This is a genomic window from Pseudemcibacter aquimaris (assembly GCF_028869115.1).
GTDB classification, from domain to species: Bacteria; Pseudomonadota; Alphaproteobacteria; order Sphingomonadales; family Emcibacteraceae; genus Pseudemcibacter; species Pseudemcibacter aquimaris.
Map to the genome: position 1 here is coordinate 1,401,004 of NZ_CP079800.1, position 17,577 is coordinate 1,418,580.

Annotated in this window: 13 protein-coding genes; 4 read left to right on the forward strand and 9 right to left on the reverse strand. The window is 39.9% G+C overall.

Features of this window, described 5'->3' with window-relative positions; genetic code table 11:
- Positions 1-2: 2 nt before the first annotated feature.
- Both argH and KW060_RS06765 read left to right on the forward strand, forming a co-directional pair.
- Complete coding sequence (argH, locus tag KW060_RS06760; RefSeq protein ID WP_249035612.1) at positions 3-1,499, forward strand: argininosuccinate lyase; 1,497 nt, start codon at positions 3-5, stop codon at positions 1,497-1,499.
- 222 nt (positions 1,500-1,721) lie between these two features.
- Positions 1,722-6,215, forward strand: coding sequence for an autotransporter outer membrane beta-barrel domain-containing protein (locus tag KW060_RS06765; protein ID WP_249035613.1), 4,494 nt, complete (start codon positions 1,722-1,724; stop codon positions 6,213-6,215).
- A 95-nt stretch (positions 6,216-6,310) separates the two neighbouring features.
- On the opposite strand, the gene KW060_RS06770 is transcribed toward KW060_RS06765, so the two are convergent.
- Positions 6,311-7,717, reverse strand: coding sequence for a bacteriohemerythrin (locus KW060_RS06770; protein ID WP_249035614.1), 1,407 nt, complete (start codon positions 7,715-7,717; stop codon positions 6,311-6,313).
- Between the two features lie 101 nt (positions 7,718-7,818).
- Here KW060_RS06770 and KW060_RS06775 point away from each other — a divergent pair, with 101 nt between their 5' ends.
- Positions 7,819-8,793, forward strand: a complete 975-nt coding sequence (locus KW060_RS06775; RefSeq protein WP_274757328.1) for an ABC transporter ATP-binding protein — start codon at positions 7,819-7,821, stop codon at positions 8,791-8,793.
- Positions 8,794-8,796: 3 nt separating this feature from the next.
- Here the strand turns inward: KW060_RS06775 and KW060_RS06780 are convergent, their stop codons facing one another.
- The 7 genes from KW060_RS06780 to KW060_RS06810 all read right to left on the reverse strand — a co-directional run bounded on the left by KW060_RS06780 (position 8,797) and on the right by KW060_RS06810 (position 16,044).
- The gene (locus tag KW060_RS06780) at positions 8,797-9,639 is read right to left on the reverse strand and encodes an alpha/beta hydrolase (RefSeq protein ID WP_249035615.1); all 843 of its coding nucleotides are present in this window, start codon (positions 9,637-9,639) and stop codon (positions 8,797-8,799) included.
- 9 nt (positions 9,640-9,648) lie between these two features.
- A complete protein-coding gene (gene hemF, locus KW060_RS06785; protein ID WP_249035616.1) occupies positions 9,649-10,503 on the reverse strand; it encodes an oxygen-dependent coproporphyrinogen oxidase in 855 nt (284 codons plus the stop codon).
- A gap of 58 nt (positions 10,504-10,561) precedes the next feature.
- Entirely contained in the window at positions 10,562-12,349 is a 1,788-nt protein-coding gene (locus tag KW060_RS06790; RefSeq protein WP_249035617.1) for an ATP-grasp domain-containing protein, read from the reverse strand.
- A gap of 135 nt (positions 12,350-12,484) precedes the next feature.
- Positions 12,485-14,263, reverse strand: coding sequence for a hypothetical protein (locus tag KW060_RS06795; RefSeq protein WP_249035618.1), 1,779 nt, complete (start codon positions 14,261-14,263; stop codon positions 12,485-12,487).
- 15 nt (positions 14,264-14,278) lie between these two features.
- Entirely contained in the window at positions 14,279-14,731 is a 453-nt protein-coding gene (locus KW060_RS06800; protein ID WP_249035619.1) for a tRNA (cytidine(34)-2'-O)-methyltransferase, read from the reverse strand.
- 45 nt (positions 14,732-14,776) lie between these two features.
- Positions 14,777-15,145: a YybH family protein gene (locus KW060_RS06805; protein WP_249035620.1), complete on the reverse strand. Its 369-nt coding sequence runs from the start codon at positions 15,143-15,145 to the stop codon at positions 14,777-14,779.
- A 77-nt stretch (positions 15,146-15,222) separates the two neighbouring features.
- On the reverse strand, positions 15,223-16,044 hold the full coding sequence (locus tag KW060_RS06810) for a flagellin (protein WP_249035621.1): 822 nt from the start codon (positions 16,042-16,044) through the stop codon (positions 15,223-15,225).
- A gap of 211 nt (positions 16,045-16,255) precedes the next feature.
- Between KW060_RS06810 and KW060_RS06815 the strand changes: the two genes are divergently transcribed.
- The gene (locus KW060_RS06815) at positions 16,256-16,714 is read left to right on the forward strand and encodes a c-type cytochrome (protein ID WP_249035622.1); all 459 of its coding nucleotides are present in this window, start codon (positions 16,256-16,258) and stop codon (positions 16,712-16,714) included.
- Here the strand turns inward: KW060_RS06815 and KW060_RS06820 are convergent.
- A complete protein-coding gene (locus KW060_RS06820; RefSeq protein ID WP_249035623.1) occupies positions 16,711-17,529 on the reverse strand; it encodes a MipA/OmpV family protein in 819 nt (272 codons plus the stop codon). The two genes, KW060_RS06815 and KW060_RS06820, sit on opposite strands and share 4 nt — an antisense overlap.
- Positions 17,530-17,577 lie beyond the last annotated feature (48 nt).

The window sequence follows — 17,577 nt, forward strand, 5'->3', positions numbered from 1 at the left end:
ACATGACAGATATTATCGATAATTCAAAATTTCCAAATGAAACATATAAGGATACTGTGCTTGAGCCCTTATTCAATGCATCCAAGCGCACGTTCGCTGATTATCATTTCAGGGTCAATCTTGCCCATGCCGTGATGCTTAAGGAACAAAAGATATTATCGGAAGAACAGGCATCTGCCATCTTGACGTCATTGATAAAAATTGAAGAAGGCCTCGATATAGATGCCCTAGAATATACGGGTGAGGTTGAGGATTATTTCTTTTATGTAGAAGGGGAACTGATCAAGGAACTTGGTGCTGATCTCGCCGGGCGATTACACACGGGGCGCAGCCGTAATGATATTGATCATACCATCTTTAAAATGCGTCTTATGGATTTGGGTGCGGTGCTGTTAACGGAACTGAACCAGTTAATATCAACGTTGCTTGCTGTTGGTGAACGGGAAAAAACAACGATTATATTGGCTTATACCCACGGGCAACCCGCACAACCCACAACATGGGGGCATTATCTGGGTAGCTTCATTGAAATGCTGCAGCGCGATGTTGACCGCATCAGTACGGCGATGAAAACCGTTGAAATGTGTTCAATGGGTGCGGCAGCGATTACAACAACGGGATTTAACTTAAACCGTAACCGAATGGCGGACCTGCTTGGTTTCGCGTGTCCGCTTGAAAATTCATATGGCTGTATTTCCAGCATTGATTATGTCACGGGGCTTTATAGCGCGATGAAGGTCATGTTCTTGAACATGGGGCGTTTTATTCAGGATCTTGCACAAAGAAGCAGTTTTGAAACCGGCCATTTATATGTACCCAATGAATTTGTACAAATCAGTTCAATTATGCCGCAAAAAAGAAACCCTGTTCCCATTGAACATATGCGTTTGATGGCAAGCCTTTCTGCGGGGCATTGTGACACGATCGTTAATACGATGCACAACACACCAATGACAGATATGAACGACAGTGAAACAGAGGTCCAGGAAGCAGGGCACAAGGCGTTTGAAAGTGGTACAAGGTTGATTAAATTATTGAATGACTTTATCGGTGCCGTGCAAATTGACGAAAAACGCATTGAAAAACATATTGATGAAAGCTGCGCCACTATTACTGAGGTCGCCGATAGTATCGCCCGCATAGAAGGCATTCCATTCCGAGAAGCCCATGAGATTGCAGCAAAAATGGCGAAAATTGTGGTGTCGGAAGGTGGATCGCTTGGATCATTCGATCATGATAATTTCAAGAAAATATATAAAGATAGCGTTGGTGAGGATACAAAGATTTCAGCAGACAGATTAAAAGAAATCGCATCACCAGCCCATTTCATTGCTGTTCGCAAAATAACAGGCGGGCCGGCAATTCCCGCGTTTGAAGCAAGCCTAAAAAAATATACGGCCGTTGCCATCATGCAAAGCAATGAAAACGTCAGCTTTTTTGAACGGTTAATCGGTGCGCGTGAAAACTTGGCAGAAGCCGTGAAGGAAATTACGGGTTAACAAAGCATATATGCTAATTGCTAGTGGCGATATTTAGCTTAAAGGTTTAGCGTAATGAAAACACCTTCAATTTTTGGGGGTGTTTTTTTATTTCGAAATTAAGAGAATAAACTTGTTACATGGTATGGGTAATGTTAACACTTTGTTAACCAATTATATAAAAACAAATCAGGGGAATGCTTTATGCATAGTCGAGTGTCGAAAAAATGTAAGAAAAACACATTGTTAACTACCACGGCTATGTTAGGGACATTAGCCCTTTTTGCATCGCCAGCAATGGCTGCATGCCCAACAGGAACGTTTGATTTATCAGTGACGGGGAATGCAGAACAAGAAGTGTTGGTTGGCCATAATACACCATACGCAGTTAACATCGAAAACGGTGGAACATTAAATGGAATTTATGCCGACGGTACTGGATCATTAACATTATGTAATGAAGCGGGCGGAACCATTAACGGAAATGGAGCGCCAAATGATATAGCCGTTGATAATAGATTAACGGGAACAAATTATATTTATAATGAAGGATTAATTATCTCGACAGATGATGTTGATCCCCATGTTGCAATTGTTTCAGGAGGCGATGGTACGGTTGAAAATGTTGCTGGTGGTGTGATTTATGGCAATAGTTCATCATTGGTTCTCTCTGGAACCGGGTATACGATTAATAATTCTGGCATCATTGGAAAATATAATAACGAAGTCAGTGATGAAGCCGGTATCTTTTTAAATACAGCATCAAGCACGCTGACGAATTCAGTGGGCGGCGAAATTTATGGTAATTTTTATGGTGTTTTCAGTAATCAGAATGAATTAATTTATAACCATGGTTTAATTTCTGCAACTGGTGCATCAAGTGGACAGGGGGTCGTGTTAGCAGACGGCGGAACCATTAACAATTACGCGGGTAATGGCACAACAACAGGTGTTATTAAAGGTGATCTTCACGGTGTATTTATCGTGGATGGGGGGATTATTATAAATAGCGGTTTAATTTCAGGTACCAACGGTAATGGCATTTGGGCCGAGGGCGAAACGACGATTACCAATTTCGAAGGTGGTAGTATCGTTGGCGGTACCGTAGCAATTAATGGCGGCGCAGGCAATCAGGATGTTATTAATCATGGCAGTATCACGGGTGATGTAAACCTTGGTGCAGGCAGTGACACATATTATGCGATATTAGACGGCGCATATAGTATAGACGGAATTGTTGACGGCGGCAGTGATGAAGATACTGTATTTTTTCAGACAAATTCTGACGTGGATTTCACGTTTGATGAAGCGCAATATTTAAATTTTGAAAACCATACATTATTCGCTGGCGATTCCGACACCAATTTCATTTTCCGTAGCGCTGAAACGATTACAGGTGTTCAGTTTCAAGTTAATGGTAGTGGTACTTTAACAAACTATGCAAATTTTGATGTAATTCATAATGCATTTGGGGTTACAGGGACCACCATTTATAATAATGGTGGAATCACCAGCGCCAACACTGCCCTTTCATTAAATAATAGCTATTTTATAAATCAGGGTTCAGTAACAGGTTCCGGTGCACAGGCCGTTTATATGTCGGGGTCGTCATCATTATTCAACGGCGTTGATGGATTGATTGCTGGTCCGGCAAATGCCATTACCGGTGATAGTAATAATCAACATATATTAACATACGGCGTTATTTCAGGAAATGTATCACTGGGTGCTGGTAATGATTCATATTCCGCTGATCTTTCCGTGGGCACATACCATATGGACGACACCATTGATGGTGGCGCTGGAACGGATAGGTTTTATGTCGGCTCAGGTGACAACCAATCATTCACATTTGATGCTTCAAAAATTCTAAATTTCGAAACATTTCACTTAAATCCTTATTCAATAGGAACTTCTTTAACTTTCAATTCGGTAGGGACAATTGATAATGGTTTCTATGTTTATGGCGCGGGTACGTTAATCAGCAATGCTGATTTCAATGTGAGCGGTGAAGCAGCCTTAGATATGGCATTGAATTCAAACCTAACAAATAACGGTACGGTCGTTAGTGATACTGTTGGTGTTAGATTGGACGAAGCAAAACTGCTGACCAATACGGGATCGATAACTGGCGATACATATGGCGTTGAAATGACATTTAACAACATGGAAATTGATAACCAAGGAACGATTGCTGGCGGAACAGGTATACATTCAACAAGTTTATCAACGGTAACCATTAATAATAAAGTCTCGGGTTTAATAGATGGTGACACGTATGGAATAAATGTGACTGACGGCACATCCAATATCACGAATTCCGGAACAATTGTTGGTGTTACTAATGGGATTAGATCCGAAAGTGCCATGACTGTAAATAATATGGCTGGTAACGGCACCACAACAGGTTTGATTACAGGGGATATTGGAATTTTTGATGTTAATGGTGGTGTTTCGGTTAATAACTGGGGCACAATTACGGGACAAGCAGCACAAGGTATATCATTTTCACAGGGCGGTACTGTAACGAACCATGATTCTGGTGTTATTAACGGTGCATTTTCTGCAGTCGAAATTAGAAACCAAACGGGAACCGTAATTAACGAAGGGCTTATTTCAAGTCCGACTAATTACGCTGTATACCTAGAGGGCGGTGGAACAGTTGATAATCGTTTAGGTGGTGTAATTACGGGGCAGTTGGGTGTTACATCCGATGAGGCCTCCTTCACGGTTACTAATGCTGGAACAATATCGGGGTCACAGCGAAGCGTTAATTTTGAACATGGCGGAAGTTTAACCAACCTTTCAACCGGTGTTATATCCGGGGATGGAACTGGTGTATCCGTTTATCACGATACAATTTCAGCAGTGGTCAATCATGGACGAATTACTTCAAATAACAGCCATGGTGTATATTTATATGATGCAGGAACAGTAACAAACCAAGTGGGCGGTATTATCACAGGTGATGTTAACGGTGTGTTCGTTGCATCTGGTGCTGCGACAGTTGTTAACCACGGAACGATCAACGGTGATGTTATCTTTAATGACGGTTCGGATCACTTAACATTTGGGTCAGGTTCAATGTTAAATGGTGATGCTGATGGTGGCGACGGTACGGATTATTTCTTTACTGAAGGGGATCATACAATTGGTATCGTTGATAATTTCGAACATGGTATCATAAGTGGCGGTTCTGTATCGTGGGCCGATACATCGGTAGATTTACATAGCTTAACCGTTGATAACGCGCAGCTTACTTTCCAAGGGATGGCGGATGCGGCATTGACCGTAAATGGCGGTACATTATCTGGTAATGGTACATTTGGGTCATTAATTATACAAGGTATAACCGCACCCGGAAATTCAGCAGGAACAACAACTGTTGTTGGCAATTACGAACAAGCGGCCACAGGAATATACGAGGCGGAAGTATACGCCGATCTTAAGCATGATTTAATTGATGTGGGTGGCAGCGCATCCCTTGATGGAACCCTTGAAATCCAATTAGGTGATGATGTTGATGATTATACGGCAGGTGATACATTCACTGTTTTAAGTGCAGACGGTGGTATCATTGGTGATTATGCGGATTACCGTACCATTGGGGGAACAGAAACACTTTATGGTGGGTATAGCATTATCGGCAACGATGTGGTTGTTGAACTGTTTAATCCATATGAATATTTCACGGATCTGGCAGATAGCACCAATAATACTCAATCGTCAGGCATAATTGCAAGTATTGCAACATCTTCAACGGCTGGATCAGCATTATTTAATGCATCCACAGGTGATGTTAATACGGTCATGCAACAAGCAAGCGGCGAAACTCATGCCACAATGATGAATATCATTGGTACAGATGGTAATGAATATATCAATGCGGTGAATTCTGAAATCCGCACTGTTGAAATGGGACAAATGTCAACCTGGGCTAAAGCATATGGCCTTGGTGGAACTGCATCGACAGATGGCAATGCCCGTGGCTATGAACATGATACGAAAGGGTTTGCTTTTGGTTATGGGTATGGTGTCAGTGATGATGTAACTGTTGGTATCCACGGTGGCTTAAACACATCAAATGCCACTTTCGGTGTTGATGTGGGTAAGGCCGCATCGAAAGAATTTGGTGTGTTCTTAGCGTCAAACTTAGAAGGTGTAAACTTTAATGTGGCATACAGCCACGGTTGGCATGATGTGGAAATGAGCCGCGTTATTAATTACGCAGGTACAGCATTAAACAATCATGACACAACCAGTAACAAATTCTACGCCGAAGCAAGCACAGCTTTAAACATTGACCGCATTAAAATTGAACCGACAATTGGTTATAATTATTCCAAGATTTCGGCTGTTTCATTAAATGAAACGGGGGCAGGTGTTGCAAATCTAAATGGGGCGACCAATGCTTTTAAAAGCAGTCAATTACGCGGCGGTGCAAAGTTTAGCTTTGATCATATTATAAATGATGGCGCCAACATATCACCAAATGCCAAGGTGATGTATGTGTCGGAAATGGGTGATCTTAATGGTGGACTTGTTACCGGATATGAAGGACACGCAACCAATACATTTAACGCAACCGGTCTAACGATGGATAAAGGACGTGTAGAGGTCGACGCGGGCGTACATTATCAAAAAGGCAACATGTCATTTAATGTAGGATACCGTGGAACGTATATGTCACGTATTAAATCCCACGGTGGCCGTGCGGGTGTGACTTTGGTTTGGTAAATAACCTAATTCAGTGATAAATTTTAAAAAAGCATCTTTGATTTGAAAGATGCTTTTTTTAATACCGTATGCGGTGGTATAAAAGTATAATTATACTATTCACTATAATAATAACGGTCGCGTCCGGATTGTTTGGCGTTATACATTTCCTGATCACAGCGTTCGATAAAATCGGCGATTTTTTCGCCCTTACGGTAACTGCTTATGCCAATACTGGCGGTTATGGAACGGCCAATGTCCATAAGTTTGGTTTTTCTGAAAGTATCAAGAATTCTTCCTGCGATAATTTTGGCGCCTTCAATATCAGTTTCCGGCAATACAACAACGAATTCTTCACCGCCGTATCTGCAAATTTGGTCGAAATCACGTGTGTTTTTGCGGATCATTTCACAAAAACTAATAAGTACCTTATCGCCAACAGCATGGCCAAATGTATCATTGATTGGTTTGAAACGGTCAATATCCAAAAACAGCATGGAAAAGCTTTCGTCGTATCGTTTGATGCGTGTTGCTTCCATATCAAGAAATTCCATTAAAAACTGGCGGTTTCTGACCTTTGTAAGTGGGTCGGTCAGCATCATATCGCGCAATTTTTCGGTTCTTTTTTCGACTTCTGTTTCAATGTTTCTGTTGGATTTATCCAGTTCTGACTGCATTTCAGACATAAAGGTTATGTCAGTTGTCGATGAAATAAATTCGCTGACTTCGCCATTTAAATTGAACTGCGGGATGATTTGTTCATGAAATACATTATAGCTGCCGTTTTCATTTAAGGCCCTGTAATCATAAGTTTTGATGCGTGGATGGGCGATGATGTCTGCAATATGTTCTTTATACCCCTGAAAATCATCAGGGTGGATCATATTGTCCCAATCTTCTTGTTTCATGGTGATGTGACTACCGATAAAGGCGGACCATGCGTTATTATGAAAAATTCGTTTGCCAGTTTTATCCGCTATCCAAACCATAATGGATGCATGATCGGTCAGCATATGAAATTTGCGTTCGGCTTCATTTAAGGCGCGAACTAGTGTTTTGGTGGTTTCTGCCGTTGGATTAGTATGATATGCGGCGGCGCGATTGCTCGCTTCTTCTTCGCTGATATCCCCAAAATAATTTACAATTTGGCGGTCAGCACAAAGAATATGATTGGTGAGCCAGGAAAACAAAAATTCAAATATTTCTTGGGCAATTTCCGGGTTGGAATAATCTTTACCTTCAATGATGCTGGCGACCTTGGTCGCAAGATTGCGGTGAACTTGTTTATGTTCTTCAACCAAGTCATCCGGCATGGCGGAATTTTCCATTTCACGCTCTTCTGCCTCAAAATGATAACTGACATAAGCAGTGAGCTCATCCAATATCTGTTTTATGATTGGTGTGCGTTTATGAACGGAAATTTCAGTACCAAGATCATTGATAATTTCCACAAGTTTTTTGTGCTGCTCATCAAGATGGGGCAGGCCAATTTCGAAACTGCTATTCCAATAGAAATATTGCATATTTATACCCTTAAAAACTCAAATACTTCTTGTTGTAAGTTCATCCTAAAATGATTACAATCGCGTAAATTATAACAATTATAAAATGTGGGTGAATTGATTTGGCTCAAGTATTACTCGAAAATATATCCAAGAAATACGGCGAAACAGAGGTCATTTCTGGCTTAAACCTTGAAGTCCAGGACGGGGAATTTCTGGTTCTCGTGGGGCCAAGTGGTTGTGGTAAATCAACTTTACTCAGAATGATCGCTGGATTAGAGGGTATTTCCGGGGGAACATTAAAAATTGGCGATAAAACGGTCAATTTTCTGGAACCAAAAGATAGAAATATCGCCATGGTGTTTCAAAATTACGCCCTTTATCCGCATATGGATGTTTATAAAAACATCTCATTTGGTCTTCGCGCACAAAAAATGCCGAAGGAACAAATTGAGAAAAAAGTGAATGAAGTAGCAGAAGTTCTAGAACTTTCTGATCTTTTAAAACGAAAACCAGCTGAACTTTCTGGTGGACAGCGTCAACGTGTGGCGATGGGCCGTGCAATGGTGCGGGACCCGGAAGTCTTCCTTTTTGATGAACCGCTTTCAAACCTTGATGCAAAGCTGCGCGGCTCGATGCGTGTCGAAATTAAAAAACTTCATGAAAACCTTAAGAAAACAACCATTTACGTGACCCATGATCAGGTGGAGGCCATGACACTCGCTGACCGGATCGTGATCATGAAAGACGGTGAAATTCAACAGGTGGGTACACCGCTTGAAGTTTATAAAAAACCGGCCAATAAATTTGTAGCCGGCTTTATAGGTAGCCCGGAAATGAATTTCATGGATTATCCGGATTTTTCACTGGGGATTAGACCCGAAGATATCTATATCATCGGTACACAGCCGAAAATGAAACGCCCGCAACAGCTTGACGCGAAATTGCTTTTAATTGAAACGCTTGGTGCAGATAGCTTGTTACGTGTTGAAAACGGCACACATGAATTAACCGTCAAAGTGCCCGGCATTCCGAACCTTACCCCCGGTGATAGAATTCCGCTGGTGTTCGATAAGGAAAATATGCACAGATTTTAGTGCTTATTTATTAAGAAAACCCATCATTGCTTCAATGCTATCCGGATGATCCATGATGGTGGTGTGGATTACTTTCACAAGACGGAATTCATGGTCCATGTTAAGGCGGGTTTCGTCCACAGTGACGATGCCGTCGTTGTCGCCTTTTAGTAACGGATTAAAACCAATGTCATTGCCAAGGCCGCCAGCAATTACCATAGACGGAATTGGAGGTTCCGGTAATGTGGCAAGAGTGCCGCCGGGGCGAACATCTTGGCCCGATTGGCCTGTGATGAAATGGAAAGTATTCATCCGGCTTAGGAATTCTGCGATTTCTGCGCCCTGATTGGGTGTTCCCATCATGACGAGGCGTTCTGCGGTAATATCGTTCCAGTTGGTGTTTCGGCTTAAAATTTCACGGGCGACAAGGCCACCGAGACTATGGGTGACGAAGCTTATTTTACGTATCCCATTAAGGTTTTCGATTAAATGGGTAAAATGATCGGCGTGATCCTTTACGCCCTCAAACAATGTGGCATAATTTAACGAATGCGCTGAAAACCCCGCTTCACGCAGTGCCATTTTTGGTTTGTCCATAATACCAGCATGACGCCCAAGGCCATGGATTAATAAAATAAGATGATCATGAGGGAAGGTGGGTTTGATGTCGTCAAGGGCTGCTTTACAGTCATCATATGAACCAAAAAGCAAGCGTTTACGATTACCATCAAGCAATCGGTATTCGCCGGATTTTACATTTTTCTGGATATGGTAATCACCTTGCAAGATGACGTCCGACCAAATGTATCTGCCCCCAAGGTTTTGAATTTCACGGTTTATTTGTGTTTCCAAATCCGCCCAATTCATCTGAATGCCTTATTTCCATTTCGCGTGTGGTGGTAATGACATCAATATCGCATCCACATTACCGCCTGTTTTTAACCCGAATGTGGTGCCACGGTCGTAAACAAGGTTAAATTCAGCATATAACCCACGGTAATATAACAATTCTTCTCGTTCATCATCTGTCCATTCCTCATTTAAATGACGGCGTACAAGGGCAGGATAAATATCATTAAATGCGCGGCCAACATCTTGTGTAAAGGCGAAATCAGCATCCCAATCACCGGTATTTAATTGATCATAGAAAATGCCGCCTTCGCCGCGGGCGCGGTTACGGTGTGGCACATAAAAATATTCATCACACCATTTTTTATATTTATCGTAATAATCATCACCGTGTTTATCACATGCGTTTTTTAGGGCGCCGTGGAAATCTGCTGTATCTGTTGTGTTGGGGAACGCCGTATTTAAATCAGCACCGCCACCAAACCAGCCACGAGTTGTGACAATATGTCGGGTATTCATATGAACGGCGGGAACTTTTGGGCTGTGCATATGGGCGACAAGTGATACGCCACTGGCCCAAAAGCGAGGGTCTTCGTCAGCGCCTGGAATTTGTTTGGCAAATTCCGGTGAAAATTCACCATGAACGGTTGATACATTAACACCAACTTTTTCAAAAACTCGGCCTTTCATCACAGCCATGGTGCCGCCACCATTTTCTGGCTTATCATCACGGAACCATGATGTGCGCTCAAAACGGCCCGGTTCCATATCACTATTTGTGCCGGTTAGTTCGTCTTCGAGCTTTTCGAAGGAAGCACAAATTTGATTGCGCAGATCTTCGAACCAATTTTGGGCTGTTTCTTTTTGTTGTTCAGTGCTCATAATAAAATCCAGGGAAAGATCCGTATTGTATTAATAATATTCAATATGCGCTTCAAATTCAAATGAGTTCACAAGTATCGCAATGATTTTTCAGCCAATTTTGAAGTGTGGTTGCTTTATTACTGTTTTCTTCCAATTTAGCAAGCATATACTCATCATCGGCGAATGAATTGTCGATATATATTTTGCTAAAACGGTCGATTGGCAATCCTTTATTAAGCACATGTTTAATGTTTAAGTTTACCAATACAAAATCGCACTCAGGATGTAGTAATGTTCTAACACATTTCTGGCGAATACTCTCTTTTCCGATATTTTTGTCTATATCATTAATGCTAATTTGATCTGAACTAATATAAGCGGGGCATTCATATTTTGTTTTAATATCTTTATAAATTTTTTCCGCTTTTTCTTCATTATCCGATAAGACAAGTAAGCTATCAATCCGGCCCTGATTTTTTTCATTAAAACTGGTTAACAGGAATTTTTCTGCCATAAATTCATTAATCATTGGGGATGTGTTAATTTCAACGATTGAACCTGCCTCGCGCCAGGATTTGGTAATATCGGTGGTAATGAAATCAAGTCCAACTGAATCCAAACGGAAGTATTTCACAAGATCTTTTACCATAGTATGGTTGTCAGGATGCATGTCAGTAGGGTCAATGAATTCTTTTGTCCCGCCATGTGACATGTTGGCTACTTCACGAAGTGGCAATTTTTCACCATTAGGAAGCACGTCTTCTGGTGTTAATCCGCTGATGTTCAAAAAATTGATTAATTCCTGATCAAGTTTAATTTTCCGGTAGAAAAGATTGTCTTTTTCAAGGGATATTCTTCTCTCGTTTTCGGCATCAATGAGTGACTTGATGGAACTTTTTCCATCGCCGATAATAAAAGGGATCATACGTTTCGTTATAAAGAAAATTTCGCCATTTACGATGTTGATCCTATGATCGTCACCGTCAACGTGATTTTCAACAATGACCACGTCTTTCGTACTTTTTTTCGCAAGTTGGAAAGCATGCCTTAATTTATTAGCATTGCGAATATTGGTCGAAATCCCTTTTCCTTTGGTTTCTTCGGGGGGTTTTACAACAACAGGGTAACCGAGTTTTTCGGCCGCGCTTAAACATTCTTCTAATGTGAATGCAGCGATTTGTTCAGTTACTGGGAAACCAAGTGTTTTTAAAATTCGTGTGGTTACAAATTTGTTTTTTTGAAATTTTCCGCCGATATGACTGTTATACTGGCTACAGCCATGATCAAATATAATAGAATTTTTTCCTTGGCCGTAACCATATAAAAATGTTGAGTGATCAACAGGATAAATAGGAAGATTAATATTTTTTGCAGCATTTAGCATTGAACTTATCAAGCGTTGTGGAGATTGGTAGTATAAGTTTTTTAAATATTGCAGGATCTGTGGGTAAAACTTATCAAAAGATATGTTTTCCTTATTATGTAGAAAATTAAGAAAAAGAAAGACGATTGAAAACACGGAAACAATCGCATTTGGATTATAAAAATCGTCAATTATTAAATAATATTTTCCTTCTTTTTGAACAATTCTACTTGGGGTTTCTAGTAACGCTTTTACACTTAAAAGGTGGTCTGTTAATGCGGTAATAAAGCTTTCGAAATTATCAATATTTAGTTGTTCGCTTTGATCGGAAATACCGGAATAGACTTCTGTGAATACCATCTCTATTTTTTTCGAAATGGCGTTTTTGTTTTCAGGGGGCCATGTCGATTTGTCATATTCAAATTCTGCAATAACCGCGCTGTTGTTAGTAAATTCGTTTGCGCCAAAAAAAACTTTAATTGAAGAGGTAAAATTATTCATAAGTTATAATATTCTACGGTTAGTATTTTTAAAAAGAAAATGTATATATGTATTATGTTTCATGTTTGAACATAGCGTCAGTGAATTCGTTTTGCAATGATCATATTTTAAACGTTATGAATATGTTAGCTATATTTAACAGATACTTACACAGTATTTTTGGAGCCATTCAATTATTGATGAGTTGGATTTTTTTCCTAATTTAGGCTCTTTAAAGACGAATTTTTCGTATTTCTTTTTTTCATCAACGATACACTGAGTGAAATTATCAATTGGCAATCCGTTATTGACAATTTCATCAGCAGTCATTTGAACCATCAGATAATCGCATTTTGGATGGAGCAATGCGGCGATGCATCTATTGTGCAAATTATCATCTGTTATTTTTTTATTGGAATTGCCCATTTTAACCATCTTTGCATTAATAAATGCTGGGTAATTATGTTTTGATGATTGTTGTTTAAAGTGCTCAAGTGCAAAATTTTGGTCTTCGCAAAGGATAAGGCAGGTATTAATACGACCATTGTTTTTATCAGAGAAACTCGCTTTCATAAAATCATGAGACATAGATTCATTAATAAACGGATGTGTATTAATTTCTATAATTGTGCCGGCCTCACGCCAGGATTTGCTGATATCTGTTGTTATAAAATCAATTCCTATTGAATCGAGCCGGAAATAATTGGCAATTTCGGTTGCCATTTCATGATTGTCTGGATGCATTAAGGCCGGATCAATGCTTTCTTTTGTGGCGCCTAATGAAATATTTGCAACATCCCTGAGTATTAGTTTTTCACCAGGTTTTAATATATTCTGTATAGCATAACCCATTAGATCGAGATGACTTAACAGTTCTTGATTGAATGGGATTTGTTTATAATGCGGTTCTTTCTTTTTGAGTTCTAATTTGTTTATATTCTCACGTTCAATTAATGATTTTATTGTATTTTTTCCGTCACCAATAATATGGGGTATTATTCTTTTGGTTATCTGAATAACCTGTCCATTTACAACATTAATACGATGATCTTCGCCCTCAATATAATTTTCAAGTATTACAACATTTGAATGTTTTCTTGCTTTACGAAATGCGGATATCAATTTTCGATCATTATTTATATTTGTCGATACACCAATGCCTTGATGTTCTTTTGGGGGTTTTATAACTAACGGGTATCCCATTGATTTCGCAGTAATTAAACATTCTCTCTCACTAATAGTTGCGACTTGCTTGGTTGACGGCAAACCCAAAGCAGAAAGCATTTTTGATGTTAATAATTTATCATCTTGCAGCATTGTACCTATATGACTGTCCTTTTCACTGCAGCCGAATTGAAACCAATTTGAATTTTTACCTTGCCCATAAGAAAATAAGAAAGTGGAGGGTTCAACTAAATAAATTGGTATGTTTAATTTCTTAGCCTCGAATTGCATAGTTTTTATCACTCGAGGGGGGCATGTCATTGAGTATTGGTGTAAAGAATGTTGGATCTTAGCGGTTAGTTTTTTTTGTTCTTCGTTATTTTTATTTTGTAATAAGAAGCATGTCAAAAGCGCCACATTAATCGCGGATATACATGCTTCTTCGATGTGGAAATTTTCAATCAAAATATAATGATTGTCGCCAATTGTCAGTAGCCTGATTTCAAGATTTGATGGAAGATCAACATTAAGTAATTTGTTCGCAAATGATTTTATAAAATTTTCTGCTTTATCAAATTGAATGTCGTCAAAAAATGTGATTGCCGTGAAATTAATATAATTCAAAAATTTTTTGAGATTATCTAAATAATCAGATTGATTTTTGCCATTCCATTTTAACTGATTTATCGGTAATTTTGCAGCAATGACCTTATCATCGCTATAAATGTTGGGACCATGAAATGTTTTGAATTCTGCTTCCAATATTTTCATGTTCTGTATTTATTCCTAAGCGGGAAAGGTACTTGTTTGTCTTAAGGCTTCGCCAAGAACCATAGCGGCAGAAACAGCAATGTTCAATGACCTTGTTTCCGGTGTCATGGGAATAAGTAATCTGGCATCTGCACGTTCATGTACGTCATCTGGTACACCAGCACTTTCACGGCCCAGTAATAGAATATCTTCATCCAGAAATTTAAATTCCGTATATGGTTCTGCTGCTTTGGTGGTGAGTAGGGCGATGCGACGCTCACCAACCCAATCAAGGAAGGTTTCCCATGATTGATGACGGGTTATTTTGCTTTGGTCAATGTAATCCATGCCCGCACGACGGAAAGATTTTTCGCCGAAAGGAAAACCGCAGGGTTCAATAATATGCACCATTACATCAAGACAGGCTGCCATCCTAATGATCGTGCCTGTGTTCGGTGGAATATCTGGTTGGTATAAAGCTATATGCATTTGGCGTTTATAGCTATCTTGTTTTATAAAGCCAACAATATTTTATTATGCAGAAAGGCTATTTATGGTATCGCGTTTTAAATACCATTTTCCATCAATATTTTGCCAATATACTAAAAATCGACCGTGATCGGCTTGACTGTCACCGGCATATAATTTGTATTCACCGACTTCAATAGCATTATCGCCAAAGTCAAAAACTTCATTTGTTTTTAGCTCTATACCTGTAACGCCACTATCCATCAAACCTTTAAGGCCGTTTGCTATAGCCTCTCTACCGTCCATTGTTGGCACGCCTGGTACCATAAACTGACCATCTTCACTGTAACATGCGGCGACACCACTAGGATTACCTTCATTAAAAGCGGTAACGAATTCTGCGTTGGTTTTTGCAATGCCTTCTTCTGCACTCATGATTATTCTCCCTCTTTTGGAATGAGAGAGGAGTATACCACAGAATGCGTCTGGTTAGTAATTATACGAACTGGACCTTATCTAAAGAGCCCTAGAACTGTGTTCGGCGCTTGATTGGCGATTGATAATGCCTGTATGCCAAGTTGTTGTTTAACTTGTAAACTTTGAAGGTCTGCGCTTTCGCGTGCCATGTCCGCATCGACCAGGTTTCCAACGCCGACTTCAATGGCATCTTTAACTTTGGAATTCATTGTGATCATCAAATCGACGCGTTTCGATGCACTACCCATAGATGATAGGTGGCCGTTAACTGTATCAATAGCATTTTCGATAACGGTTAACGTCGAGCCAGCATTCGTATCATTATAAAGATCAATATTTGGTAAGCCGAATTGTAATGTAATTGCCTGCATTTCTGCTTTTGGCACAGTAAAGCTGTTACCATCTTCGTCAGTTGTAACGTCCAGGTCTGTTGCACCAGTGATTACAAGATTTTTCCCATTAAATTCAGCGTTCAGTGCAATAGTATCTATTTGAGCACGTAGTGCGAAGAAATCAGCATTTAAAGCATTATATGTGGCTGTGTCTTGTCCAGGTTCACTGGCGCGAACGGCGAGTTCTTTCATTTGTACAAGGGTATCTGATATGCTTTCAGCAGCGGCAATGGATACATCAAGAATTGATTTGGCGCGTTCTAAGCCCTGACCAACAGAATTTTTTGCAGCAATAACACCGCGCATTTTTTGCGCAATAGCAAAAATTGATGCATCATCCTTAGCACCGGAAACTTTTAATCCTGTATTGATACGGTTTTGCGTTTTCGAGAGTTCGAAATTCGTCTTATTGAGATTTTGAAGGGCGACCATCGCGCCCGCATTGGTATTTATACTAAATGCCACTGTTACTGCTTTCGTTATTTTTTATAACTAATGAGGTTCTTTCTGAACCTTGCAGAATATACTAAAGATTATTTAGTTAATGTAAAGTTAACAAAGCTAATAAATTGATGTTTTTTCAAGGAAATACAATATTTCTTGATCTGTGTCATGCACTTGTTCTTCTATAAATTGTATAATGCTCTTTAGAATTTCTATGATGAAAGGGGTTGTTATGAAATATATAAAATTATTATTCATCGTTTTGACGGGGTTGTTTCTCGTTGCCTGTGATGATGGGCCAAAAGGATCGTTTGGTTTTACGCTTCCGGATGGAAATGCGGAATATGGACAACAATATTTCGTGGAATTCAGATGTGTAGATTGTCATACGGTTGTGGGCTTGGAGGATGAGTTAGTGGCGCCATTTGGCATTGATCCGATTATGAACGTACCGCTTGGTGGTGCGACACACCGCATCGAAACATATGGTGAGCTCGTAACATCGATTATCAATCCATCACATAAGGTTTCCAGTCAATATAAAATGACACCGGATACTGGAGACGGGCAGTCAGTTATGCGAAATTACAATTCTATCATGACTGTGGACGAATTGATCGATATTGTAGCATTTGTGCAGGATCAATACACATTGAAACCATACCCGCCGACCACCTATAAGATCTATTAAAAGGTATAGGCAACACCTAAGATGAAGCCGTAATCGAAGTTCTTTTCTACGGCGGGGTTGTCGGTAATTTTATCAGCAAGGGCAGTGATATTAGCTGATGTCATGACATTCCAGTGGTCATCGATCCTATAAACATATGTCATTGCCGCTTGATAATTTAAAATAGATCCATTGATATGGTAAGGATCAAGCGTGACTTCATTAGGGTTAGCAAGCGTCTTTAGATACGTTTGTTGGTCAATACCCCACATATGATTAGCCATTCTTTCACTTTGCCAGATCAATGAAACGCTTGGCATAAAGGAATGGACACGGTTTCTTGTGCCTAACCTTAGGGTATAGTTTGCGGATAATTCCGTACCATTGCCACCAGTAAGGTTTTGTTGTGCGCTTAATGTCAGGGCGCCGAATATGGATTGATAACCGCCGCTCAAGCCGCCATCGAGGGTTAGTTTTCTTCTGCTATCACCGGGTCTCATGCGTGGGGAAATAAATCCATCAAGAAAAAAGTCACCTTCACGGAAATTGGTTACGCGTTTTATATGGTATCCAGCTCTTAAGCCACGAATGAATAGGTTTTTACTACTGTAATCGATCATTGGGATCGGGGTGATGTCGACCTTTTCACCTTTAAAAGGGGAATTGCGAATGATCGCCCCGGCGCCAACAGACCATTTCCCATTTTCGTCTAATAAAAAGCGTTTGTAGTTCCAAAGACCTTCACTTGCTTTCTGGTGTTCTTTGTTATCAATTTCATCTTTGGCGAATGAAAGGCAAGGCAATAATAATAAAATGACGAAAAGTAATTGTTTCATGAAATAATAATGGCGCAAATTTGTTAAATTAAAGTTATCAGCAATATG

Coding starts and splice junctions, on each gene's coding strand:
- hemF (WP_249035616.1), bottom strand. CDS start 10,503: ATGAGCACTGAACAACAAAAAGAAACAGCCCAAAATTGGTTCGAAGAT.
- KW060_RS06770 (WP_249035614.1), bottom strand. CDS start 7,717: ATGCAATATTTCTATTGGAATAGCAGTTTCGAAATTGGCCTGCCCCAT.
- KW060_RS06795 (WP_249035618.1), bottom strand. CDS start 14,263: ATGAAAATATTGGAAGCAGAATTCAAAACATTTCATGGTCCCAACATT.
- KW060_RS06790 (WP_249035617.1), bottom strand. CDS start 12,349: ATGAATAATTTTACCTCTTCAATTAAAGTTTTTTTTGGCGCAAACGAA.
- KW060_RS06815 (WP_249035622.1), top strand. CDS start 16,256: ATGAAATATATAAAATTATTATTCATCGTTTTGACGGGGTTGTTTCTC.
- KW060_RS06805 (WP_249035620.1), bottom strand. CDS start 15,145: ATGAGTGCAGAAGAAGGCATTGCAAAAACCAACGCAGAATTCGTTACC.
- KW060_RS06780 (WP_249035615.1), bottom strand. CDS start 9,639: ATGAATTGGGCGGATTTGGAAACACAAATAAACCGTGAAATTCAAAAC.
- KW060_RS06800 (WP_249035619.1), bottom strand. CDS start 14,731: ATGCATATAGCTTTATACCAACCAGATATTCCACCGAACACAGGCACG.
- argH (WP_249035612.1), top strand. CDS start 3: ATGACAGATATTATCGATAATTCAAAATTTCCAAATGAAACATATAAG.
- KW060_RS06820 (WP_249035623.1), bottom strand. CDS start 17,529: ATGAAACAATTACTTTTCGTCATTTTATTATTATTGCCTTGCCTTTCA.